Here is a 23,685-nt window from a genome sequence, read left to right as displayed (position 1 = left end):
TTCTTATGAGTTCTTCAGAAGGGTCCTTACGACAATCGAATCGGGTGTGCGAAAAACTATGGTTGTTGGTCCTGTCAGCTATGGAGGTCGTCCGTGAGCACCGAGCGCGAGGTTGGGCCCACCGGGCCGCAGGGGGAGCAGCCCTCCGGCCAGGGGGTGGTCGGTCCCGCTCCCGACGGTTCGGCGCAGTCCGCGCCCGCCCCCGCAGCGGCACCCGAGGCCGACTACACGCTGGCCGAGGCCGCGCCCGCCGCCCCGGCGGCCGGCGGGTCCACGCCGACGCTGGCGTTCAGCAAGGTCAGCGCCCCCGAGCCGGCCGTTCCGGCCGCTCCCGCGGCCGCCCCGGCCGCGGCCGACACCGGGTACATCGACGCCCCGCCGCCGGTCCTGCCGCCCGCTGCGCCGGCCGCCCAGGCCGCGCCCCAGGCCGCGCCCGCTGCGCCGGCCGGCTACCCGTACGCGGCGCCCGCCGCCGCGGCCCACGACCCGTACGCCGCCCCGGGTGCGCCCGCCGCCCCCGGCGCGACCGGCCAGCACCACCCGTTCGGCGCCGGCCAGCCGCTCGGCGGCTGGGGCGCGCACGACGTCACCCCCGGCGCTCCAGGTGGCCCCGCCGGCCCCGGCTACCCGGGCGGCCCGCTCGGCTACCCCTCCGACTACCCCGGCACCCCCGGGCACGCCGCCCCGCGCAAGAAGCGCGGCGGCCTGGTCGCCCTGATCGCCGCCGTCGCCCTCGTCGCCGGTGTGGCCGGCGGCGCGGTGGGCGTGACCGTCGCCGACCGCGACGGCAAGAGCGTGGCCTCCGCGGACGACCACCGGAGCACCACCGTCCAGGCCAGCAGCCCGCAGAAGAACGAGCCCGCCCCCGGTTCGGTGGCCGGCATCGCGCAGAAGGCGCTGCCCAGCGTCGTCACCATCAAGGCCCAGGGCAACGGCGAGTCCGGCACCGGCACCGGCTTCGTCTTCGACACCGAGGGCCACATCCTCACCAACAACCACGTCGTCGCGCCCGCCTCCAACGGCGGCAAGCTGACGGTCAAGTTCGCGGACGGCAGCTCCTACGCCGCCTCCGTGCTCGGCCGCGCCGAGGGCTACGACGTCGCCGTGGTGAAGCTGGACACGCCGCCCAAGGGCAAGCTGACGCCGCTTCCGCTGGCCGACTCCGACAAGGTCAACGTCGGCGACTCCACCATCGCCATCGGTGCCCCGTACGGCCTGGAGTCCACCGTCACCACCGGCATCATCAGTGCCAAGGACCGCCCGGTCGCCTCCGGCGACGAGACCGGCGCCCAGTCCTCGTACATGAACGCCCTTCAGACCGACGCGTCGATCAACCCCGGCAACTCCGGCGGCCCGCTGCTCGACTCCACCGGCGCGGTGGTCGGCATCAACTCGGCGATCCAGTCCAACACCTCCAGCACCGGCCGGGCCGGCAGCATCGGCCTCGGCTTCGCCATCCCGATCAACCAGGCCAAGTGGGTCGGCGAGACCCTGATCAAGACCGGCAAGCCCGTCTACGCCAAGCTCGACGTGCTGCGCAACGACGACTACAAGGGCGAGGGCGCGCAGATCCAGACCCGCGACATCCAGGGCACCCCCGCCGTCACCCCCGGCGGCGCGGCCGACAAGGCCGGCCTCAAGCCGGGCGACGTCATCACCAAGCTCGGCGGCGTCCCGATCGACAACGGCCCGGCCCTGGTGAGCCGCATCTGGACCCACAAGCCCAACGAGACCGTCGACGTCGAGTACACCCGCAACGGCCAGACCTTCAACACCAAGGTCACCCTCAGCGAGCGCGTCGGCGACAACTGACCGCCGCCCCGGAAAACCGTGTGCACCGAACCCCGCCGAAACCGTTAGGCTGACCTCCGCCTGGAGAGCTGCCCGAGCGGCCTAAGGGAACAGTCTTGAAAACTGTCGTGGCGTGACCCGCCACCGTGGGTTCGAATCCCACGCTCTCCGCTGGTTGGAGAACCACCTGCTCAGGGCGGGTGCCGGAAGGATCCGGCACCCGCCCTTTGCGTTCCCCCGGGCGGGAGCGGAGGGCGGAATTCACCTGAACGGGGGGTTTGGGGCGGGGGTGTCCTCGGGGTGGAGGCGGTGTCTCGTGTGTCGGGGGTAAGGGGCGGACTGCCCTGGGCCCGGCGAGGAGAGACAGATGGCCTGGTACCCCGGCGCGGAGAAGATGGAGCTCCAGCCCGAGTCGGACGCGCAGCCGGCGATCGTGCCGACGCAGGTGATCTTCCACAGCATCGCGGCGCCGTGGACGCCGCGGCGGATGTACGAGTACTGGCGGGACTCCACCAACCTGGAGTCGCACTTCGGGGTCGGCTACGACGGGGCGGTCGGCCAGTTCATCGGGACGCAGACGCGGGCCGACGCCAACTACCGGGCCAACCGGCGGGCGGACGGGACCGGGGCGGTGAGCGTCGAGTCGGCCAGCAACGACCAGCACACCGATCCGTGGACGGACGCGCAGGTGGCGGCGCTGGTCGCGCTCGGCGCCTGGCTGCACCGCCAGCACGGCATCCCGGTGCGGGTCTGCCGCAGCACGGACGATCCCGGCTTCGGGTACCACCGGCTGTTCCCGGACTGGTCGGACGGCGGCACCGCCTGCCCCGGTGACGCCCGGGTGCGGCAGTTCCAGAACCTGGTGCTGCCCGGCATCGCCGCCTTCGTGAGCGGCGGCGGTACGGGCACCCCGCTGCCGCCGCCGCGGTCGGACGACGCGCCGGCCCGGTACCGGGTGACCGTCAACGGGCTGGAGTACGGGTACGGCGCGCACGGCCCGCAGGTGCGGGAGGTGGGCGAGGCGCTGGTGGCGTCGGGGCACGGCTCGCACTACACGGCCGGTCCGGACGAGGACTGGCGCGACGCCGACACCCTCAACTACCAGGACTACCAGCACAGTCTGGGCTACACCGGGTCCGCCGCGGACGGCGTTCCGGGGGAGGAGTCGCTGCGCCGGCTGCTCGGGCGGCTGCCCTCGCCGCGCCGGGTCTCGCTGGCCCATGTCGTCGCGGCGGCCCGGACCGACCCCGGCGCCGAGCAGGGGCACCAGACCTACGGCGGCGAGGTCCGGATCGTCGAGCAGGCGCTGGCCGACGAGGGCTACCTGGAGCAGCGCTGGGTCGACGGCTCGCTCGGCACCAGGACGGTGCAGGCGTACGCCGCCTTCCAGCGCAGCCTCGGCTACGCGGGCACGGACGCGAACGGCATCCCCGGGCAGCGCAGCCTGCGGGAGTTGGGCCGGCGGCGGGGGTTCGACGTGACCGACTGAGCCGGCCCCGAGCGGGCCGGGCGGGCCCTGGCCGGGCAGGCCCGGGCCGGGCGCGGATCCGGTGCTTGACCATGACACCGTGTGAGGGGCTGCACTGGAGGCATCATGTTCAACATCGGAGACTTCGCCAAGCACGGCCGGGTGTCGGTCCGCATGCTGCGTCACTACGACGCGATCGGCCTGCTGCGCCCGGCCCGGGTCGACCCGGTCAGCGGCTACCGGTCCTACGAGGCCGCCCAACTCGCCCGGCTCAACCGCGTCATCGCGCTCAAGGACCTCGGCTTCACGCTGCAACAGGTGCTGGACGTCCTGGACGAGCGGGTGGACGCGGGTGAGCTGCGCGGGATGCTGCGGCTGCGACGGGCCGAGCTCGCCGCCGCGATGGCGGCGGACGCCCAGCGGCTGGCCCGGGTCGAGGCGAGGCTCCGGACGATCGAGAGCGAGGGAAACATGCCTGAGCAGGATGTCGTGGTGAAGCGGGTGCCGCCGGTCCGGGTGGCGGAACTGACGGCCGTGGCGGCCGGCTACGAGCCGGAGGACATCACGCCGGTGATCGGCCCGCTGTTCGCGGAGCTCTGCCGGCGGGTGGCGGAGGCCGGGGTCGCGGAGACCGGCCCGTCGGTGGCCCGGTACGAGGACACGCCCGAGGGGGACGGCTCGGTGCTGATCCGGGTGGCGGTCCCGATCGGGGCGGCGGTGGAGCCCGCGGCGGAGCACGGCTTCGCCGTGGTCGACCTGCCGGAGATCGAGGCGGCGGCGACCGTCGTCCACCGCGGCTCGATGGACGATGCGCTGGGTGCCTTCCAGACGCTCGCCCGGTTCATCGACGAGAACGGCTACCGCTCGACGGGGTACGCGCGGGAGCTGTACCTGGAGTGCCCGGAGTCCACGGCGGACTGGGTGACCGAGTTTCAGGAGCCGGTGGTCCGCGCCGGTTAGGGCGCGGCCGCGCGGTCGCCCGGCGTGACGCGGTCGGCCGGCCGGCGGCTTGCCCTCGACCAGGTCGAGGGTCCTACCGTCGGCGGGCATGGCGACGAGCACCGATCCCGGTCCACCCACCCCGTCCACCGACCCGGCATCCACCGACCCGGCGTCCGCCGACGCGGCCCCCGACCCGGCATCCACCGACCCGGCCCCCGACGCGGCGTCCGCCGACCCGGCAGTCACCGCCGCGGCCGGCGGGCCGGCCCGCCCCGGGGCACCCCGCCCCGGGGTACGGCCGGCCGCGCTGCCGGGCCGGTACCTGCTCTGGCTCGGCGGGGTCCAGATCGGCCTGCTCGGGGACGCCGCGCTCTACTTCGCCCTGGGCTGGGCCGCGTCCGCGCACGGCGGGGGCGCGGCCGGGCTGGTGCTGACCGCGATCACGCTGCCCCGGACGGCCCTCGTCCTGCTGGGCGGTGCGGTGGCGGACCGGTTCGGGGCGCGCCGGGTGATGCTCGTCGGGGACACCGTGATGCTGGCCGCCACCCTCGCCCTCGCGGGGGTCGCGTCCGGCCGGGGCGCCTCGTTGGGGCTGCTGGTGGCGGCCGCGGCGGTGATCGGCACGGTCGACGCGTTCTACCTCCCCGCGAGCGGCTCGATGCCGCGCCGGCTGGTGGGCGCCGACCGGCTGCCCCGCGCGCTCGCGCTGCGCCAGGCCGGCGGCCAGGTGGCGGCGCTGTTCGGGGCACCGCTCGGCGGGGTGCTGGTCGCCCTGGGCGGGCTGTCGGGGGCGGCGCTGGCCGACGCGCTGAGCTTCGGTGTCGTCCTGCTGGTGCTGTTGCGGGTCCGCCCGGCGGAGGCCGCCCCCGCCCGGCCGGCCGGCGCGTCGGGGCTGCTGCGCGAGGCGGCGGCCGGTGTCCGGCTGGCGGCGGGAGACCCGTTGCTGCGGGCTTCCCTGCTGCTGACCGGGGCCGCCGCCGGGGCGCTGCTGCCGGTGGTGTCGCTGCTCGTGCCGCTGCTGGCCCGCGCGCGCGACTGGGGCGCCGGGGCGGCCGGCCTGGTGGGCGGCGGTGAGGGGGCCGGGGTGCTCGTGGTGGCGGCCCTGGTCGCCTGGCGGGGCGGCCTGCGGCGGGCCGGGGTCGGGGCGGCGGCCGGGCTGTGCACGGCGTCGGCCGGGATCGCGCTGCTGGCCTGGGCGCCGGGCGGCCCGGTCGGGGACGCGCCGGTGCTCGGCGGCGCCGTGCCGGGTGCGGTGGTGGCGGTCGCCGGAGGAGTGGTGCTCGGCGCGGGTGCGGGCCTGTTCGCCTGCCACATCGGGCCGCTGGTGCTGGGGGCCGCGCCGAGCACCCACCTCTCCCGGGTGCAGGCCGTGCTGACGCTGGTGCAGAGCGGGGCGCTGGTGCTCTCCACCGGTCTGCTCGGGGTCCTCGCCGACGCGGCGGGCGCTCGTCCGCCGGCCCTGCTCTGCGCGCTGGCCACCGGCGCGGCGGGCCTGGCGGCGTTCGCCTCCCCGACGCTGCGCCGGGCCTGAACCTGCGGCCCGGTGGGCCTGAACCTGCGGCCCGGTGGGTCCGAACCGCGGCCCGGTGGGCCTGCGCTCCGTCCCGGGCGGAGCACCGGTCGCCGGCGGAGCACCCGCCCCGGGCGCCCCGCCCCGGGCGCCCCGTCCGGGACGGCGTACTTGCCGGTCGTGCACCCGCCGGGCAGAGTGCCACCGAAGGCGATGGGCCGCGTACGACCCGGCCGCGCACGAGTGGCGCGCCCGCGGCCCGACGGCGTACGGACTGGGCGGCGCCGGCCCGGGGCGACCACCGGGTTCCGCGGCGCCGGACGAGCGGAGGCGGCGATGAGTGATCTGACGGACCGGCTGGCACAGGGCCTTCCGCCCGGTGCGCTGGTGGTGGACCCGGACGTGATGGCCGCCTACAGCCACGACATGGCCGGCTTCTGCACGGCCGGCACACCGGCGGTGGTGGCGTTCCCGGAGACGGTCGAGCAGGTGCAGCACATCCTGCGGACGGCGACCGACCTGCGCGTCCCCGTCGTGCCGCAGGGCGCCCGGACCGGGCTCTCCGGCGCGGCCAACGCCGTGGACGGCTGCATCGTGCTGTCGATGGTGAAGATGAACCGCATCCTGGAGCTCGATCCGGTGAACCGGATCGCGGTCGTCGAGCCCGGTGTGGTGAACGCCGAACTGTCGCGGGCCGCGGCGGGTCTCGGCCTCTCCTACCCGCCGGACCCGTCCAGTTGGGAGTCCTGCACGATCGGGGGCAACATCGGCACCGGCGCGGGCGGGCTCTGCTGCGTCAAGTACGGCGTCACCGCCGAGTACGTGCTCGGGCTGGACGTGGTGCTGGCGGACGGGCGGCTGCTCTCCACCGGCCGCCGGACGGCGAAGGGCGTGGCCGGCTACGACCTGACCCGGTTGCTGGTCGGCTCGGAGGGCACGCTGGGCGTGGTGGTCCGGGCGGTGGTGGCCCTGCGGCCCGCTCCCGCGCCGCAGCTGGCGCTGGCCGCGGAGTTCCCGAGCGCGGACGCGGCCGGGGCGGCGGTCTGCGAGGTGATGGCGCGCGGCCTCACGCCGTCGCTGATGGAGCTGATGGACGCGGTGACCGTCCGGGCGGTCAACGAGCTCGGGCAGATGGGGCTGCCGGAGTCGACCCAGGCGCTGCTGCTGGTGGCCTTCGACGGGCCGGACCCGGCGGGCGAGCTGGCCGCGGTGGGGGAGATCTGCCGGGCGGCCGGGGCGACCGAGGTGGTGCCGGCCGACGACCAGGCGGAGTCGGAGCTGCTGCTGGAGGCGCGGCGGCTGGCGCTGCCGGCGCTGGACCGGCTGGGCACCACGATGATCGACGACGTGGCGGTGCCGCGCTCCCGGCTGGCCGAGATGCTCAACGGCGTGGCGGAGATCGCCGAACGGCACGCGCTGACCATCGGCGTGGTGAGCCACGCCGGCGACGGCAACACCCACCCGATCGTCATCTTCGACGCGGACGACCCCGAGGAGTCGGCCCGGGCCCAGCGCTCCTTCGACGAGATCATGGCGCTGGGGCTGGAGCTGGGCGGCACGATCACCGGGGAGCACGGGGTCGGCCTGCTGAAGCGGGAGTGGCTGGCGCGGGAGCTGGGGCCGGTGGCCCTGGAGCTGCAGCGGCAGCTGAAGGCGGTCTTCGACCCGCTGGGCATCCTCAACCCGGGCAAGGCGGTCTGAGGTCCTTTCCTCCGGTGAGCTGAATAGGATTGTGGGACGGTCATAGAATGGCTGGATATATCGACATGGGAAGGTGACGCTCCCCCGAGGGGCGCATTCACCGGTGTGCTGCGCCGCGATGGTGCGCCCGGTCGTGCGTGTGCCCTCCGCGCGCCGTCGTCCGAAGCTCCTCCGGGTCCGACCGTCCGGGCGAAATCCCTGGTGGGCGCCGGTGTGTCGGCGCGCTCTCCGCTCTGGAGCGCGTTATTCGCCGACGCCCCGGATATCACGCTAAAGGGCGAAAACGCTGCGGCGTGGTGGCGCTTTGTCGATTTGTTGCGGAAGTCTGTCTCTCGGCGTCGCAGCCCGCAGGTGTTCGTCTGGCCGGCGAACTCCCGCACCTCATGCAGGAATGCACCACCTTGCACGATCGAACGATTACGCAATCACGATGTACAGCTTTTTGGAGGACACCCCATGGCTCGCATCCGCACCCGCCGGCTGGCCGGTCTCCTGTGCGCCGCTCCGCTCGCGGCCGGTCTGCTGCTCGCGGGAGCCGGCTCCGCCGCCGCCGACAACGGCGCGGCGGCCAACGACGGCTCCAACAGCAGCGTGGTGTCGAACGTCGGGACGGGCAACGTCTTCGGCTCGGTCGACGGCAACTACGTCTCCACCCAGCAGACGGCCACCGGCTCCGGTGCCTCGAACCAGGCCAACACCCTCGCGGTGAAGGACAACTCGGGCGCCATCCTGGTCGGCCAGGCCAACAAGAACGTCAACGTCGTCTTCGCCCCGGTCTTCAACTGACCGGAACGGGTCCCACCGACGGCGGGGGCGCCTGAGGTGGAACGGCCGCGGGTGGGCCGATCATCCGCGGCGGGCTCGTGGCGGCTCCGGGCGGCCGGAAGGCGCTCGCGGAGCCGCAGCAGGGGACGATCCGATGCAGGGAACGATCCGGGGCAGCGGAAAGGGTCACCGCGAAACCGGCCGCGTGGGCGGTGCCGTCGACGGCACCGCCCACGCGTGCGTCCGGGGTCCGTGTGTTCGGGCGGAACGCCCGGTGCCGCCGGGGCAGGTGCGCCGCCCGGAGCCGACCGGCCAGGGTGGACGCGGCGCCGTCACCCCGCGGCGGTACGGTTGCGCTCCGACAGCGCAAAACCCGCGCCCGGGCCCGACGGTCGGGCCGCCGCGGGGCTGCGGCCGCGGCAACCGGAAGGAAGGGCGCGATGGCAGCGGAGGAGGCGGGCCTGAACGGTCCGGGCGGGGCCAGGCCTGCGCCGGGGCCCGACCCGAGGGCCGGGGCGAGGTCCGAGACCAAGCCCGAGGCCAGGCCCGAAGCCAGGTCCGTGCCCGAGCTGTTGCTCGGCCGCCCGCCGATGGCCCGTCCACTGCCCTCCTTCGACGCCGAGGCGGCGCCCGGCGAGCCCGGCCCGCTCTTCGTCGACTGGCTGGCCACCGCCCTCGCGGCCGGTGTGCTGGACCCGCAGGTCGCCACGCTCTCCACGGTCGACGCCGACGGCATGCCGGACGCCCGCGTCCTGGTGCTGCGCGACGTGGACGCCGCCGGCACGGGCTGGGTCTTCTCGGCCGCCGCCGACAGCCCGAAGGGCCGGCAGCTCGCCGATCACCCGGCCGCCGCGCTCACCCTCTACTGGCCCCAGCTCGGCCGCCAGGTGCGGGTCCGGGGGACGGTCGAGCGGGCCGCGGACCAGGTCGCCGGGGCGGAGTTCGCCACCCGCTCCCCGGCCGCCCGGGTCGGTGCGCTGGTCGGCCGGCAGAGCGAGCCGCTGGGCTCGCTGGACGAGTACGACGAGGCGGTCGCGGTCGCCCGCCGCCGGCTGGAGGCCACTCCGGACGCCGTGGCGGCCGGGCACGCGGTGTACACGCTCTGGGCCAACGAGGTGGAGTTCTGGCAGGGCGACGCGGACCGCCGCCACGTCCGGCTCCGCTACACGCGGACGGGCCCGGTGCGCGCCCCGGAGTGGTCGCGCACGCTGCTCTGGCCGTAGGGCGCCGGGGCGGGCCGGGGACGCGGCGCGCGTTCCCGCGAACCCGCCCCGCCCCGCCCCGCCCCGCTCCGCCCCCGGTCAGGTTCCGACCCGACCGGGCGTCAGCGCCGCCCGGTCAGCGTGGCGCCCACACTGGCGGCCACCACGCAGCCGATCCCGGCCAGCTGGGCCGCGCCCAGCAACTGGCCCAGCACCACCAGGCCGACCAGCGCACTGACCGCCGGCTCCAGACTGACCAGCACGCTGAACACCCGCTGCGGCATCCGCCGCAGCGCCGTCATCTCCAGCGCGTACGGGATCACCGGCACCAGCAGCGAGACGCCCGCGACCGAGAGCAGCAGCACCGGCGGCGAGGCGCCCGGCGCGGTCAGCCCGTCCCAGGCCTGGCCGAGCCCGAACGGCGCCAGCGCGAGCGCACCCACCGTCATCGACACCGCCAGCCCCTGGAAGCCCTGGAACGCGGCGCCGACCTTGTCGGTGAACAGGATGTAGGCGGCGTAGCAGGCGGCCGCCCCGAACGCGTACGCCAGGCCGACCGGGTCGAGCGACGACCCACCACCGTCCTCGCCGAGCAGCGTCAGCAGCGCCACGCCGCCGGCCGCCAGCAGGGCCCAGACCAGGTGGCTGGCCCGCCGGGCGAAGACCAGCGCCACGGCGAGCGGGCCGAGGAACTCGATGGTCGCTGCGGTGCCCATGGGCAGCCGGTCGATCGCACCGGCGAACAGGAACGTCATCCCTGCGGAGGCCACTCCGAGCAGGGCGGCGGCGGCCAGGTCGCGCGGGCGGCGCCCGCGCAGCGTCGGCCGGGTGGCGGCCAGCAGCACCACCGCGGCGAAGCCCAGCCGGAGGAAGGTCGTGCCGCTGACCCCGAGCGGGCCGAACAGCGGCTTGGACAGCGCGATCCCGAGCTGGACCAGCAGCATCGCGGCCAGACAGAGAAGCGGCGCCGGGATCCGCTCCGGGCGCCGCAGGAAGTTCGGGGACCGCCGGCCGGTCGGCCCGGCGGACAGTGCTTCCGGTGGCAGCTCCGAGCCGGGAGCCCCGCCTCGTCGCCATCCACCGCGCTCGCCGGCGGGCTCGCCCTTGGGGGCGGGCGGCATGGCAAGGGCCTCGGCGGCGGCGGAGGCCGGCGCCGGAGCGGTGGTTTCGCTGAGGTGGGGCGTGGGCATACTGGTGAGTTTGCCGTAAGGAGTCAGTATGGGGCAAGCTCGTTACAAATATCGGGACGGATGCGGACGGGTGCCCCCGAAAGGGTGAGCTTCTCCGGCGGGCCCGGCGCGGCTGCCGCAATCGTCCGATGGTCCGTCAGTATCAAGGCCGGGTGCGCTATCTCCGCTCGACGGCCATGGCCGCCGCCTCCCTTGTGCTGCTGCTCGCCGTCGACGGGGCGGGCGCGGGCGCCGCGGAGACCGTCGCGGTCGCCGCCGCCGGCCCCCGGATCCGGGCCACCGTCCTGCCGGACCGGGCCGGTCCCCCCGCCGCCCGCGACACCTACCGCGGCGCCGCCTTCGACGCGTGCACCGCACCGCCGCTGGAGACCCTGCGGGCCTGGCGCGGCGCCTCCCCGTACGGGGCGCTCGGCATCTACACCAGCGGGAGCCAGCGCGCCTGCGCCCAGCCGCAGCTGACCGCGGGCTGGGTCCGCCGGGCGCGCGCGATGGGCTGGCGGTTCCTCCCGGTGCACGTCGGGCCGCAGGCGCCGTGCAGCGAGCTCGGGAGCAAGCCGCTGCGGATCGACCCGGCCCGCGCCGTCCAGCAGGGGCGCCAGGAGGCCGCCGCGGCGGTCCGCGGCCTGCGCGCCGTCGGACTGGGCGGGGGCGGCCCGGTCTTCCTCGACATCGAGGCCTACCCGCCGCACGATCCGGCCTGCGGCCAGGCCGTCGTCGACTTCGCGCTCGGCTGGACCCAGGGCCTGCACGGCGCGGGCTTCCGGGCCGGCTTCTACTCCAGCCTCGACTCCGGCATCGCCGATCTCGCCGCCGCGGCCCGCGCCGGGAGCTCCCCGCTGCCGGACACCCTCTGGTACGCGCGCTGGAACGACCACGCCGACACGGCTGCCGAGGGCCCGCTCACCCCGGACCTCTGGGCGAACCACCAGCGTGTCCACCAGCACCGCGGCAACGTCGAGGAGACGTACGGCGGCGCCACGCTGGTCATCGACCGGAACGAGGTCGACGCCCCGCTGGCGAGTTGACGGCCCGACGGGCCGGATAGGGTTGCCCGTCGGTCCGGATAGGGTTGCCCGTCGACTCGATCAAGGTCGGCTTGGTCAAGGACGGGGGACGGGCATGACGGACCAGGGGTACGGCGGAAGAGCGGGCGGGCACGGTGGAGCGCCGCAACCGAACCCGTACGCGCAGGGCGGCGGCCCGTACGGGCAAGGGGCACCGAACCCGTACGGCCAGGGCGGCGGCCCGTACGCGCAGGGCGCGCCGAACCCGTACGGCCAGTCCGACCCGTACGCGCAGGGCGCGCCGAACCCGTACGGCCAGCCGTACCAGGCTCCGGCCCCGTACCAGGCTCCGGCCTCGTACCCGGCCAACCCGTACGCGCAGCCGCTCCCGCCGCAGCCGGTCCCCTCACAGCCGGCGCCCGTCGCCCAGCCCGTGCCGGCGTACCAGCCCGCGCCCGCGCCGCAGCGCCCGGCACCGGGCGGTGCGGGCGGCCCGCTCGGCGGCCGGCCGGGCCCGGCGCCGCGGCGCAACCCGGTCGCCGTGCTGCTGCAGTTCACCCTGCAGTGGATCTACGCGCCGCTCTGGATCGCCGCCCTGGTGGCGCTGTTCGCGCTCCTGCTCTGGAGCGGGAGCAGCGGTCCGTCCGGGCCCTCCTCGGACGCCTGGCTGAAGGTCAACCGCACCTTCATCCCGCCGCGCCGGCTCAAGGCCGAGCTCACCGGCAGGCCGGAGGACTGGGAGCGCTACGTCACCCCGATCGTGGAGCGGCGGATCCGCGACGCCGAGCGGCGGCACGCGTTCGGCGACGGCGCGGTCGAGGAGGACTTCTCCCGCGTGATGCACGTCAAGCTCGCGCTGCGCCTCTACCGGGGGCTCGGGGCGGCCGGCGTGGTGCGGATCGCCGAGCGGTACGGCTGGCAGGGCGGGGCGAGCGACGAGGGAAGGGTCCGGCTCCGCCGGGTCTTCCCGGCGCCGGCCCCGGTGGCGGCGCCCGGCCCGCTGGACCCGCCGGCGGCCCCCGGCACACCGTGGGGGCCGCAGCCGAGCCGCCCGGCGTTGCTGCTGCCGTTCATCCTGGTCCTGCAGATCGCCTATGTGCCGCTCTGCGGAGTGTTCAGCCTGCTGCTCTTCTGGGGGCGCCACGCCCAGCCGGACTACTGGGACCGCTGGGGTGCGCGCTGGGCGGTCGGACCGCGGGCCTTCTGGGCGGAGCTGACCGGCAGCTCCGCGGCCTGGGAGCGCCACATCCGGCGCATCCTGAAGCCCGGCCGGGGCGCGCCCGCGAAGAAGGCCGACGAGCCCGGCGTGCCCTCGCCCGTCGTCCGGGCGGTCGTGCCCGCCCGGACCCGGGTCAACCTCGCCACCTACCGCGGCGCCGGCGCCCAGGAGGTGCTGCGGATCGCCGCGGAGCAGGGCTGGGTGCTCGACCCGGCGTACACGCCCGAGCCGGAGGCCTGCGTCCGCCTCTACAAGCCGCACCGGGCCGCCTGACGGGCCGCCTGACGGGCCGCCCGGCCGCGGTGCCGCACCGGCCACCTCGCCCGCCCACCGCACCGGGCCGCCTGGCCGGCCGTCATGTGACCGACCGTCGTGCCGGTCCCGCCCGGGGTCCTGCCGGATTCGTCCGGTGCGGCCCCGGGCCGTTGCCGGAGGGGAATCAGCCCCGGAGGCCGAGCGAGAGCCAGCCGCTCCCGGCGCAGTCCCGACAGGTCTCCGGGATGTGGCCGGTCCCCGACCGGTCCGACCGCACGCCCAGCCGGGCCCGGGTCCGCACGCCGCCGGAGCAGCACGGGCATGGCACCTTGAACCCGGTCGGCCCCGGGTCGACCCGGCGGTCGTCACCTGTGTCACTCATGCGGCCCAGTATTCCGTGCCGCCGCCCGGCCCCGGGCACCGCGGCGAATCCGTGACCGGCCGGGCGGGGCCGGGATGCTGACAGCGGCGAGGTGGGAAGGGCACAATCGGGCTCGACTGCCCGCGTTACCCACCAGTAGCAGGCGCCGTCGCAGCCGCAGTGCCGCCCGGTCAAGGAGGACCCGTGTTCAGCACGATGCAGGACGTACCGCTCACCGTCGCCAGGATCCTCACCCACGGCGCGACCATCCACGGGCGCTCGACCGTCACGACCTGGGACGGGACGGGGCCGGTGGTCCGGACGTACGCCGAGGTCGGGGCGCGCGCCGCGCAGCTGGCGTACGCCCTGCGGGACGAGCTCGGTGTCACCGGGGACGACCGGGTGGCCACGCTGATGTGGAACAACGCCGAGCACCTGGAGGCCTACCTCGCGGTGCCGTCGATGGGCGCGGTGCTGCACACGCTCAACCTGCGGCTGCCGGGGCACCAGCTGTCGTTCATCGTGAACCACGCCGCCGACCGCGTGATCATCGTCAACGGCACGGTGCTCCCGCTGCTGGCCGCGGTGCTGCCCCACCTCAACCCGACGCTGAAGCACATCGTGGTCACCGGCCCCGGCGACCGGTCCGTCCTGGACGGCTTCGCGGGCACCGTGCACGACTACGAGGAGCTCATCGCCGACCGGCCGACCGAGTACCCCTGGGCGACCGACATCGACGAGCGCCGGGCCGCCGCGCTCTGCTACACCTCCGGCACCACCGGCGACCCGAAGGGCGTGCTCTACAGCCACCGCTCGGTCTACCTGCACTGCCTCCAGGTCAACACCGGCGACAACTTCGCCCTCACCCCGCGCGACACCGCGCTGCCGGTGGTCCCGATGTTCCACGTCAACGCCTGGGGCCTGCCGCACGCCGCCTTCATGTCCGGCGCCAACCTGCTCATGCCGGACCGCTTCCTCCAGCCCAAGCCGATGGCGGAGATGATCTCCGCACTCAAGCCGACCGTCAGCGCCGCCGTGCCGACCATCTGGAGCGGCCTGCTGGACGAGCTGGACGCGGGCGACTACGACACCTCCACCCTGCGCATGGTGGTCATCGGCGGCTCCGCCTGTCCGCCGTCGCTGATGAAGGGCTTCGAGGAGCGCCACGGCATCCGGGTCGTGCACGCCTGGGGCATGACCGAGACCTCGCCGCTTGGCTCCTTCGCCCAGCCGCCCGGCGGCCTCACCCCGGAGGAGGAATGGCCGTACCGGGTCACCCAGGGCATCTTCCCGGCCTCCGTCGAGGCCCGGCTGATCGGCCCGGCCGGCGAGCGGATGCCGCACGACGGGGTCGCGGCGGGCGAGCTGGAGGTGCGCGGTCCGTGGATCGCCGGCGCGTACTACGGCGGCGCCGGCAACGACCCGGAGCGCCCGGACGACAAGTTCTCCGAGGACGGCTGGCTCCGCACCGGTGACGTCGGCACGATCACCCCGGACGGCTACCTCACCCTCACCGACCGGGCCAAGGACGTGATCAAGTCCGGCGGCGAGTGGATCTCCTCGGTGGACCTGGAGAACCACCTGATGGCCCACCCGGAGGTCGCCGAGGCGGCCGTGGTGGCGGTGCCGGACGAGAAGTGGGGCGAGCGCCCGCTGGCCACCGTGGTGCTGCGGCCGGGCGCCACGGCCGGACTGCCGGAGCTGCGCGCCTTCCTGGCCGGGCGGGTCGCCTCCTGGCAGCTGCCCGAGCGCTGGTCGATCGTCGAGTCGGTGCCGAAGACCTCGGTGGGCAAGTTCGACAAGAAGGTGATCCGCGCCAGCTACGCGGCGGACGAGCTGACCGTCACCCTGCTCGGCAAGGAGTAGCCCACCGGCACGGCCCGAGGGCCGGCCACCCCGGAAGGGGCGGCCGGCCCTCGGCCTTTCCGCAACCGTGCCGCGACGGTCGGCCGGCCGCCCGGGCCGTCGTGGCCCGCGACCGTCAGCCGGCCGCGGCGACGCCCGCCTCGCCCATGGCGCCGATCCGCCCGAGCAGATCGACGATCCGCGACTGGACGTCCGCCGTGGTCGAGCGCTCGGCGAGGAACAGCACCGTTTCGCCGGTGCGCAGCCGGGGCAGCTCGCGCGGGTCGAGGTCCACCGAGGTGTAGACGACCAGCGGGGTGCGGTGCAGCCGGTCGTTGGCGCGCAGCCAGTCCAGCAGGCCGACCCGGCGGCGGCGGATCTGGAACAGGTCCATCACCACCAGGTTGGGCTGCACGCTGCTGGCGCGGGCGACGGCGTCGTTCTCGTCCGTCGCGTGCTCGACGTGCATGCCGCGCCGCTCCAGGCTGCTGATCATGGCGGCGGCGATGTCCGGGTCGCCCTCGACCAGCAGCACGCGCGGGGCGTGGTTCTCGCCGTCGCGCGGGGCGAGCGCGCGCAGCAGGACGGCCGGGTCCGCGCCGTACGCGGCGTCCCGGGTGGCCTGGCCGAGGCCGGCAGTGACCAGCACCGGGACGCGGCTGTTGAGCGCGGCCGTGCGCAGCGACTGCAGCGCGGTCCGGGTGATCGGTCCGGTCAGCGGGTCGACGAAGAGCGCGGCGGGGAAGCCGGCCACCTGGGCGTCGACCTCCTCGCGGGAGCGGACGATCACCGGGTGGTAGCCGCGCTCCTGCAGCGCCTGCCGGGTGGCCGGGTCGGGCTCGGGCCAGACCAGCAGCCGGCGTCCGCCGTCCTCGCCGGAGGCGGTCGCGGGGTGCTCCGAGGTCTCGCTGCCGGCGGCGGGCAGCTCGGCCATCGGACGCGGCGCCGTACGGGCCTCCTGCCCGGCGGGCGGCTGCGGCGCGTCGGCCGCGGGCAACGGGAGGGGCGCACCGGTGCCCTGGAGCGGGACCGGCGCGGGCGGCAGCGGTGCGGGCGGGAGCGCGGCCGGGAAGCCGGCCTGGTCGGGCCCGCCGTGCTGGTCGCGGCCGGCGCCGTCCTGCTGGTCGCCCGGTACGGCGGGCGCGTGCATCGGGCGCGCCGGCACCAGCTCGGCCAGCCCGGTGGCGACCGGCTGCGGGCCGGCCTCGCGGCCGTCCGGTGCCGCACCGGGGGCGGGCAGCGCGGGGCGCGCGGGCGCCAGGGCCGTGCCCGGGCCCTCGGCCGGTGCCTGCGGCTCGGCGCCGGGGCCCGGCGGGACGGCCAGCCGTCGGCGGCGGCCGGTCGGCGCGGCGGCCGGCTCGGGCAGGGCCGGGGAGGGTCCGGCGGGCAGGGCGTGCTCCAGGCCGGGGTAGTGCGGGGTGCCGGCGTCGGGGACGCCGGGGAGCGCGAACCCGCCGGACGAGTCCTCGGCGGCGGGCAGCGCGCGGCGCCGCCGGGAGGGCTTCGCCTCCGGTGCGCCGGCCGCCTCGGGGCCGGTCTCGGCGCCGGTCGGCGTGCCGCCCGCGGGGGTGCCGTCGGCCGGCGTGCCGTCGGCGGGAGTCCCGTGCGCCGGGGTCCCTGCCGGGGCGTCGGAGGGCGCGGGGCCCAGTGCGAGCGGTCCGCGCGGACCGGCCGGGCGCGCCTCGGCGGCGGCTCGGTCGTCCTCCGGGAGCCCGTCGACCGGGACGGCGTACGCGGTGCCGGACCGGCCGTCGTCCTTGCCCCAGGGGTCGGCCGCCTGCGGGGTGGGACCACCGAGGCCCGGGCGCCCGTAGGCGGCGTCGTTGCCGGTGCCGTTCCACTGCTCGGGGACGGCCCGCTCGACCCGGGCCGGCGCGTGCGGCCACTGCTCGGCGGCATCGGGGGCGGCCGCGGTACCGGCGGCGGCCGGAGCGGGGCCGAGGGCGATCGGGGCGTTCGCGCCGCCTGTCGCTCCTGCACCTCCCGGGCCGTCCGCAGGGGCGGCACCGTCGCCGGACGGCCGGGCCTGCGCGGACTGCTGCTCGGGGGCCGGCCGGCCGCGGCGCCCGCGCCGCTCGCCCGCCGGCTGCTCGGCGGAATCGCCGTCCGCGGGCCGGTCCGTGCGATCGGTGGCCGGGGCGGCACCGTCCGACGGTCCCTCGGCACCGTCCTCGGGCCGCTGCGCGGTGGGCAGCTGCGGGATTCCGGGCAGCTCGGGCAGGACGGCGGAGTCGCTCTCCTTGGGCCGGTCCGACCGGCCCTCGGCGCCGGCGCGCTCGGCGGCGGCCTTCGCCGCGGCCGGGTCCAGCGGCAGCTCGACGACGTAGGTGGTGCCGGCCTTGCCGGGCAGTTCGTGCGGCTGGAGCACGCCGCCGTGGCGCTCGACCACCGCGCGGGCGATCGGCAGGTGGACCGGGCTGCCGCCGCGGCCGGGGCCGCGGATCTCCACCCGGGCGACGTCGCCGCGCTGGGCGGCGGCGAGCACCACCATCGGCACCTCGGGCTCGGCCGACCCCTGCGCGGTCCCGCCGGCGGCGGGCAGACCCGGGGTCAGGCCGGGGGAGGGGAGGCCGGGGGCGGCGTCCAGCGAGAGCGTGACGCCGCTGACGTCGGCCACCAGGTGGGCCAGCGCCTGGGCGAGCCGCTGCTCGTCGGCGATCACCTCCACGGCGGCGGCGTGCACCGAGAACCGCACCCGCCCGGCGCCGACCAGCTCGCCCGCGTGCTCGACGGCCCGCCGGACCACCTTGTCCAGGGCGACCGGGACGCGCTCGGCGGGCTTCTTGCCGGTCCGCCCCTCGCCCGCGCCCCCGCCGGAGCTGCCGGACGACGCCTCGCCGGCCTCGGAGCGCTGGTGGGCGAGCACCCCGTCGATCAGCTTGCCGAACCGGCGGCACTCGTCGGCCAGCCGCCGCAGCGTCCAGTTGGCTTCGGGCCAGAGCTGGCCGGCCGGGTCGGCGGCGAGCGCGTCGATCCGCCGGTGCAGCGCGGTCAGCGCGCCGCCCAGCTCGCTCTCCAGGACGGCGGTGAGGTGCTCGTTGCGGGCGACCAGGGCCAGCTCACGGCTGCGGTCGGTGAAGGTCATCACCGCGCCGACCAGCTGGTCGCCGTCCCGGACCGGGGCCGTGGTGAGGTCGACGGTGACCGGCCGGCCGTCCTTGCGCCAGAGCACGGTGCCGCGCACCCGGTGCTTGCGACCGGAGGTCAGGGTGTCCAGCAGCGCGGACTCCTCCAGCGCCAGCGGGGTGCCGTCGGCCCGGGAGTGCTGGATGAGCGGGTGCAGCTCGCGTCCGCCGAGCTCGCTGGCCCGGTACTCGAGGATGTGCGCGGCGGCCGGGTTGACCAGCACGCAGCGGCCCTCCAGGTCGACGCCGAGGACACCCTCGGCGGCGGCCCGCAGGATCATCTCGGTCTGCTTGTGCTGGCGGCGCAGCTCCGCCTCGACGCCGAGCCGGCTGGAGAGGTCGCGGACCAGCAGCAGGAGCAGGTCGCTCGCGGAGGACCGGGAGCCCTCGCGGTAGGGGTCGTAGGGGACGAGCGGCGAGAGCGCGTAGCCGCGGCCGTCGCCGGAGGACGCCCCGTCGTCGGCGAAGTCGTTGCCGGAGACCTCGACCGGGAAGGTGGTGCCGTCCGTGCGGCAGGCGGTCATCCGGACCGGGCGGTCCAGCGCGTCGTCCTCGCGGGCCGCCGGGCGCATCGAGCCGGGGATCCGGCTCGGATCGAACTCGGGCAGGAGGTCCAGCACGCCCATGCCGACCAGCGACGTGCCGGGCGCCTGAAGGGCATGGACGGCGGCGTTGTTGGCATCGACGACGGTGCCGTTGCTGTTCACCAGCAGCAACGCGTCGGGCAGGGCGTCGAGTATGGCGGCGAGGCGAGCAGCGCCTCGGATCGGCCTGCTGCTCACGTCGACAGGTCTCCTCGGCTCAGGGCAGCTCCTCCGGAGACGGCAGTATCTCATTCTTCTTTGCGGCGGGGACGACCCGCCTAGTAACGTGGTCGGTGGTTGGTGCCGAGCCCACGGGTTGTGGCATCATCACAGGCACACGGAACGGGTCCGCCCTGCGGGTCCGGTCTTTGTGGGGAGGCTTCGCCTAGTCCGGTCTATGGCGCCGCACTGCTAATGCGGTTTGGGTCTTAAAGCCCATCGAGGGTTCAAATCCCTCAGCCTCCGCCAGCCGGGAGCCCCGTCGACGATCTTGTCGGCGGGGCTTCTCGCATGTCCGGGCCAATTTCCGCGGCCGCGGGCGGGGCCGGGGCCGGGGCGAGCCGAGGGCAGGACCTGGGGTGCACCCGGCCCGGAGTCGGGGCCGGGTGGTGTCGAAGGCCGGATCCGGGCGGGTCGGCGGGCGGGCGGCAGGGGCCCGGATCAATCGATTTCGCCCCGCGTCGCAGGTCATGTAATGTTGTCCCCGCACCGCCCCGGTGGCACGTTCACCAGGGCGAGCGCTCATAGCTCAACGGATAGAGCACTTGACTACGGATCAAGAGGTTGCAGGTTCGAATCCTGCTGAGCGCACCAAAACCCCGCAAGACCGGGCCCTGCCCGGCACTTGCGCTCATAGCTCAACGGATAGAGCACTTGACTACGGATCAAGAGGTTGCAGGTTCGAATCCTGCTGAGCGCACCAGCGAGAAGCCCCTGGCCACCGGCCGGGGGCTTCTCCCGTTCCCGGGTGGCGGAGGCCACCCCGGCGGTCGGCCGTCCGGTGCCGGGGTCGCCGGGAGTGCCGGGCACCCCGGCCGCTGAGGGTGCCGGCCGGCGGCGTCGACACCGCCGCCGGGCGCGCGGGCCGTTCGGATCGATCCGACCCAGCTGATCCGCCCGAGCAGATCCGCCTGAGCCGATCCGCCCGATGCATGTTCAGGTGCCGGACGGTGGCATTCGGTTGCATTCGCGGGGATTTCCGGACATTCACGGCGTTACGTTGCCCAACGGATGAAATGCGTCCCTTTCGGGTACCCCCGCCCTGCCGGTCGGATGCCCGCCAATCGGGTGGGAGACGGCCTCCCGCGCAGGTGTCGCGGTATGACCGGCCCAGGATCGTGATTCCGTTTTGTCGGATCTTGTGCCCAGACTGCCCGGCCATCGGCCGCCCCGGCAGCCGATACCGAAGGAGAGCCGGATGAGCCGACAGTTCTCCCGCGAGGCCGCCCCGTCCGCTCCGGCCCCGGACCGGCACGGTGCCCCGGCAGCCCGGGGGCGGCGGCTGCGCCCGGCGGCCGCCGGCGCCTCGGCGGCGCTGGCCGCCGGACTGCTGATCGGCTGGAATCCGCCGCCGTCGGCGGCCCAGCAGTCCCCCGACGGCTGGTCCGGGGAACACCGCGCGGTCCTTCCCTCCGGTCTCACCGTGCAGCTCGACTTCGCCGCCGCGCCGGGCATGGCCGTCATCGCCGAACCCGGGGAACTGGCCGACCGTGCCGGAGGGGGCCGGGCGGCCGCGCTCTACACCGACGGCGTGCGGCCCGGAGATCCCGCACAGGCCTTTCGGATCGCCCCCGAGCGTTCGCAGGCGGACGGCTCCTGGCGCACCGTGGGAACGCTTCAGCTCACCTTCTCCCGGGCCGTGCGGAATCCCCGGCTCCACCTCAGCGGGCTGGCCGGAACGGCCACCGGAAGAGGCGGCAGCACGAGCACCGCGACCCGGCTGACCCTGACCGGCGGCTCGCCGAGCGCCCCCACCCTGGTCAACCGGACCGACTGGCCCGGCTGGACGGTCGACGGCAACGCCCTCACCCCGGCCGGCGCGGATGGCGCCGAGGACGCCTCGGCCGGCTCCGCCGCGGAGGGCAGCCTTGAGCTGGCCGGCACCTTCCGCACCGCCGTCTTCCGGGTCGAGCTGCGCTCCACCGCCCGGGCCGGCAGCAGCACCGCGCCGGAGCCCCTGGACCAGGCGTACACCGTGACCCTGGACGAGGGCGTCAGCACCGCCCCGCAGGACTACGGCAACGCCTCCCACCTGCTGTCGGACCTCTTCCTCGGTGCGGACGCGGGCTCCTCGGGCCCGAACGGCCGGCGGTCCGCGACCGGCGGGGGGACGGCGCCGACGGCCGCCCCCGCCGGGGTCCCGGCGGGGGCGGGCGGTGAACCGCTGGTCCAGCTCGACCACGGAGCCGGCCGGCACAGCGTCTGGTCCAACCCCGCGCCCCCGCAGCTCCAGCCCGGACACGGCGACTACCAGGGCGCCGATCCGGCCATCAGCTACCCCGCCGAGGCGGCGATCGGCCGCTACTACCGGCTCATCGTTCCGGTCTCGGTCGGCGGCACACCGGCCACCCTGGCCGGCTGGATCGACTTCGACCGCAACGGGCGCTTCGACGCCACCGAGCGGGTGCAGGCCGAGATCCAGCCCGGGGCGGACAGCGCGGCCCTGGAGTGGACCGTCCCCTCCAACGCCTCGTCCGGGGAGACCTGGGCCCGGCTGCGGATCGGGCGGGACGCCGCCCAGCTGGTGCCGGCCGGCGGCTTCGCCGACTCCGGCCAGGTCTCCGACCAGCGGATCCGGCTGACGGTGGGCGCGGCCCGCCCGGAGATCGCCATCCCGGTCGACGGCGCCGTGGTCGCCGACGCCCGCCCGCAGGTGCGCGGCGAGGGCGCGGTCGCAGGTGCGGCGGTCGAGGTCCGGGAGGGCGACGCGGTGCTCTGCCGGGCCCGGGTCGAGCGGAGCGGCGACTGGTCCTGTCGGCCGGGCGGCCCGCTCGGGGCGGGGCCGCACAGCCTGACCCCGGTCGAGACCACCAGCGGCGGCCTGGTGCTGCGCGGCGAGCCGGTCCGGATCACGGTGAAGACCGCGCCGCCCGCCGCCCCGGCGCTCACCGTCCCGGAGTTCACCAACGACCCCGGCCTCCAGCTGACCGGGACCGGCGAGCCTGGCAGCACCGTGTCGGTGGTCGACGAGCCGGCCGGTGCCCGAAGCGGCCCCGCCGTCGAGCTCTGCAGCACGGCGGTGCGGTCCGACGGCGCGTGGTCCTGCCTGCCGGTGGAGAACCTGCCGGACGGGCGCCACCGGCTCACCCCGACCGCGGTGGACGCGGCGGGCAACCGGACGGCCGGCCGGGCCATGGGGCTGGTGGTCGACACCGTTCCGCCGGACCGGCCGGTGCTGACCGTGCCGGCCGCCGGGGAGACCGTCCGGGTGGCCCGGCCGAAGCTGGCCGGGCGCGCGGAACCGGAAGCCGCGGTGATCGTCACCGCCCGTTCGGGCAGTGCGGCCTCGGCCGAGCGGATCGTGGCCTGCGGGGCCACCGCCGCGATCGACGGCAGCTGGGTCTGCACGGCCAACCGGGATCTGGTGGACGGCGAGCAGTGGCTGGTCGTCACGGCGACCGACCGGGCGGGCAACGGGACGGCGGCCGACGCGGTGACCGTCACGGTCCGGGCGGCGGTTCCGGCGGCCACGGCGGCTCCGTCGGCCAGTGCGGCTCCTTCGGCGTCGGCCGTCCCGTCGGTCAGTGCGGCTCCCTCGGCGGCGGCGGCTCCGTCGGTCGCGACGACACCTACGGCGACGTCCGTGGCCACACCTGCGGCGACTCCCACGGTGGCTGGTCCCGCAACGCCGTCCGTTCCGGCGCCGTCCGCCCCCACGCCGGGTGGCACGCCGACGGCCGGGGTGCCCTCGCCCGCGGCGTCCCCGTCCGGGGCGACGGCGTCCACGCCGCCCGCGGCGTCCCCGTCCGCGGCGCCGCCGTCGGTGCCCGTGGCGCCGGCGACCACCGCTCCGGCCGAGCCTGCGGCGCCGGCCACCCCGGCCGTGGAGCCGGTGCCGGCACCCATGCCGGTACCGCCGGGGCTGCTGCCGATCACCGTTCCCCCGGTCACCGGCGCCGTCGCCCCGGCGGCATCCGCCCCCGCGGCGACCGCCGGCGGGAGCACCCCGCCGCCGCTGCCGTCCCGGTCGCCGGCGGCCGCCACCTCCGCTCCTCCGGTCTCGCCGTCCGCCCCGTCGTCGCTGTCCCCCTCCGCGGTCCCGTCCCCCTCCGCGGTCCCGTCCGCGTCCGCGTCCCCGTCCTCAGCCCCGTCCGTCCACCCGGTCTCGCCGTCCGCCTCCGCGACGGCGACCCCGTCCGGCTCACGGCCCGCGGCTCCGTCCACGGTGGCGGCCACCGCGCCGGCCGCCACCACCCATTCGGCCACTGCCGCCGCCTCCGGGGCGACGGCGGTGGCGGCCGGCCGGACGGCCGTCGAGTCCTCCCGGGCGCTGGCCGCGCCGCCCGCCGGTCGGCCCACCGGACCGGGGGCGGAGGCGACGCAGACGGCGTCCGACCACTCCCGGTCGGACGGCTGGCGCGGCGGCCTCGCCGGTGTCCTGCTGCTGCTCGCCGGGGCCGGGCTGATCACCCGCCGGGTCTTCGCCCGGGGCCCCGGCCGACGGCGGCGCTGAACAACTCCGACCATCCGCTCATGTGCCTGCGCGTCAGGTCCGGCTCGGATG

At 76.1% G+C, this 23,685-nt stretch carries 14 protein-coding genes and 4 tRNA genes; 15 read left to right on the top strand and 3 right to left on the bottom strand.

Annotation, left to right across the window (positions count from 1 at the left end; translation table 11 throughout):
* Positions 1 to 93 precede the first annotated feature (93 nt).
* From ACIPSC_RS03610 to ACIPSC_RS03575, 8 genes are all read left to right on the top strand, one after another.
* Positions 94 to 1,812, top strand: coding sequence for a S1C family serine protease (locus tag ACIPSC_RS03610; protein WP_400822664.1), 1,719 nt, complete (start codon positions 94 to 96; stop codon positions 1,810 to 1,812).
* Between the two features lie 62 nt (positions 1,813 to 1,874).
* Positions 1,875 to 1,962: transfer RNA gene (locus ACIPSC_RS03605), tRNA-Ser, on the top strand.
* 196 nt (positions 1,963 to 2,158) lie between these two features.
* The gene (locus ACIPSC_RS03600) at positions 2,159 to 3,280 is read left to right on the top strand and encodes a peptidoglycan-binding protein (protein WP_400822663.1); all 1,122 of its coding nucleotides are present in this window, start codon (positions 2,159 to 2,161) and stop codon (positions 3,278 to 3,280) included.
* A 105-nt stretch (positions 3,281 to 3,385) separates the two neighbouring features.
* Complete coding sequence (locus tag ACIPSC_RS03595; protein WP_400822662.1) at positions 3,386 to 4,219, top strand: MerR family transcriptional regulator; 834 nt, start codon at positions 3,386 to 3,388, stop codon at positions 4,217 to 4,219.
* An 88-nt stretch (positions 4,220 to 4,307) separates the two neighbouring features.
* Positions 4,308 to 5,732: an MFS transporter gene (locus tag ACIPSC_RS03590; RefSeq protein ID WP_400822660.1), complete on the top strand. Its 1,425-nt coding sequence runs from the start codon at positions 4,308 to 4,310 to the stop codon at positions 5,730 to 5,732.
* A gap of 315 nt (positions 5,733 to 6,047) precedes the next feature.
* On the top strand, positions 6,048 to 7,412 hold the full coding sequence (locus ACIPSC_RS03585) for an FAD-binding oxidoreductase (RefSeq protein ID WP_400822659.1): 1,365 nt from the start codon (positions 6,048 to 6,050) through the stop codon (positions 7,410 to 7,412).
* A gap of 456 nt (positions 7,413 to 7,868) precedes the next feature.
* Positions 7,869 to 8,198 carry a hypothetical protein gene (locus ACIPSC_RS03580; protein WP_400822657.1) on the top strand — a complete coding sequence of 110 codons (330 nt, stop codon included), beginning with the start codon at positions 7,869 to 7,871 and terminating at the stop codon, positions 8,196 to 8,198.
* 419 nt (positions 8,199 to 8,617) lie between these two features.
* A complete protein-coding gene (locus ACIPSC_RS03575; protein WP_400822656.1) occupies positions 8,618 to 9,400 on the top strand; it encodes a pyridoxal 5'-phosphate synthase in 783 nt (260 codons plus the stop codon).
* Positions 9,401 to 9,501: 101 nt separating this feature from the next.
* On the opposite strand, the gene ACIPSC_RS03570 is transcribed toward ACIPSC_RS03575, so the two are convergent.
* On the bottom strand, positions 9,502 to 10,569 hold the full coding sequence (locus ACIPSC_RS03570) for an EamA family transporter (RefSeq protein ID WP_400822655.1): 1,068 nt from the start codon (positions 10,567 to 10,569) through the stop codon (positions 9,502 to 9,504).
* 152 nt (positions 10,570 to 10,721) lie between these two features.
* On the opposite strand from ACIPSC_RS03570, the gene ACIPSC_RS03565 reads away from it, so the two are divergent.
* Together ACIPSC_RS03565 and ACIPSC_RS03560 are read left to right on the top strand one after the other, a co-directional pair.
* On the top strand, positions 10,722 to 11,594 hold the full coding sequence (locus ACIPSC_RS03565) for a DUF1906 domain-containing protein (protein ID WP_400822654.1): 873 nt from the start codon (positions 10,722 to 10,724) through the stop codon (positions 11,592 to 11,594).
* Positions 11,595 to 11,688: 94 nt separating this feature from the next.
* Positions 11,689 to 13,065: a hypothetical protein gene (locus ACIPSC_RS03560; RefSeq protein ID WP_400822653.1), complete on the top strand. Its 1,377-nt coding sequence runs from the start codon at positions 11,689 to 11,691 to the stop codon at positions 13,063 to 13,065.
* Positions 13,066 to 13,231: 166 nt separating this feature from the next.
* On the opposite strand, the gene ACIPSC_RS03555 is transcribed toward ACIPSC_RS03560, so the two are convergent.
* Positions 13,232 to 13,429 (bottom strand): hypothetical protein, encoded by a 198-nt coding sequence (locus tag ACIPSC_RS03555; protein WP_400822651.1) that lies wholly within the window; start codon positions 13,427 to 13,429, stop codon positions 13,232 to 13,234.
* Between the two features lie 183 nt (positions 13,430 to 13,612).
* Between ACIPSC_RS03555 and ACIPSC_RS03550 the strand changes: the two genes are divergently transcribed.
* A complete protein-coding gene (locus tag ACIPSC_RS03550) occupies positions 13,613 to 15,274 on the top strand; it encodes a long-chain fatty acid--CoA ligase (protein WP_400822650.1) in 1,662 nt (553 codons plus the stop codon).
* A gap of 115 nt (positions 15,275 to 15,389) precedes the next feature.
* On the opposite strand, the gene ACIPSC_RS03545 is transcribed toward ACIPSC_RS03550, so the two are convergent.
* A complete protein-coding gene (locus tag ACIPSC_RS03545; RefSeq protein ID WP_400822649.1) occupies positions 15,390 to 19,160 on the bottom strand; it encodes a PAS domain-containing protein in 3,771 nt (1,256 codons plus the stop codon).
* A 176-nt stretch (positions 19,161 to 19,336) separates the two neighbouring features.
* Here ACIPSC_RS03545 and ACIPSC_RS03540 point away from each other — a divergent pair.
* From ACIPSC_RS03540 to ACIPSC_RS03525, 4 genes are all read left to right on the top strand, one after another.
* Positions 19,337 to 19,430 (top strand) — tRNA-Ser (locus ACIPSC_RS03540).
* A 269-nt stretch (positions 19,431 to 19,699) separates the two neighbouring features.
* Positions 19,700 to 19,775 (top strand) — tRNA-Arg (locus ACIPSC_RS03535).
* Positions 19,776 to 19,808: 33 nt separating this feature from the next.
* Positions 19,809 to 19,884: transfer RNA gene (locus tag ACIPSC_RS03530), tRNA-Arg, on the top strand.
* 495 nt (positions 19,885 to 20,379) lie between these two features.
* Positions 20,380 to 23,634 carry an Ig-like domain-containing protein gene (locus tag ACIPSC_RS03525; protein WP_400822647.1) on the top strand — a complete coding sequence of 1,085 codons (3,255 nt, stop codon included), beginning with the start codon at positions 20,380 to 20,382 and terminating at the stop codon, positions 23,632 to 23,634.
* Positions 23,635 to 23,685: the final 51 nt, after the last annotated feature.

The organism is Kitasatospora sp. NPDC090091, from assembly GCF_044747365.1.
Lineage (GTDB): Bacteria > Actinomycetota > Actinomycetes > Streptomycetales > Streptomycetaceae > Kitasatospora.
The sequence above is the reverse complement of the archived record's forward strand: the minus strand, read 5'-3'. Positions and strand labels throughout refer to the sequence as shown.

What these genes read in the sequence shown, in the direction of transcription:
- ACIPSC_RS03570 (WP_400822655.1), bottom strand. Translation starts at nt 10,569, where the DNA reads ATGCCCACGCCCCACCTCAGCGAAACCACCGCTCCGGCGCCGGCCTCC.
- ACIPSC_RS03590 (WP_400822660.1), top strand. Translation starts at nt 4,308, where the DNA reads ATGGCGACGAGCACCGATCCCGGTCCACCCACCCCGTCCACCGACCCG.
- ACIPSC_RS03555 (WP_400822651.1), bottom strand. Translation starts at nt 13,429, where the DNA reads ATGAGTGACACAGGTGACGACCGCCGGGTCGACCCGGGGCCGACCGGG.
- ACIPSC_RS03525 (WP_400822647.1), top strand. Translation starts at nt 20,380, where the DNA reads ATGAGCCGACAGTTCTCCCGCGAGGCCGCCCCGTCCGCTCCGGCCCCG.
- ACIPSC_RS03585 (WP_400822659.1), top strand. Translation starts at nt 6,048, where the DNA reads ATGAGTGATCTGACGGACCGGCTGGCACAGGGCCTTCCGCCCGGTGCG.
- ACIPSC_RS03560 (WP_400822653.1), top strand. Translation starts at nt 11,689, where the DNA reads ATGACGGACCAGGGGTACGGCGGAAGAGCGGGCGGGCACGGTGGAGCG.
- ACIPSC_RS03595 (WP_400822662.1), top strand. Translation starts at nt 3,386, where the DNA reads ATGTTCAACATCGGAGACTTCGCCAAGCACGGCCGGGTGTCGGTCCGC.
- ACIPSC_RS03580 (WP_400822657.1), top strand. Translation starts at nt 7,869, where the DNA reads ATGGCTCGCATCCGCACCCGCCGGCTGGCCGGTCTCCTGTGCGCCGCT.
- ACIPSC_RS03600 (WP_400822663.1), top strand. Translation starts at nt 2,159, where the DNA reads ATGGCCTGGTACCCCGGCGCGGAGAAGATGGAGCTCCAGCCCGAGTCG.
- ACIPSC_RS03575 (WP_400822656.1), top strand. Translation starts at nt 8,618, where the DNA reads ATGGCAGCGGAGGAGGCGGGCCTGAACGGTCCGGGCGGGGCCAGGCCT.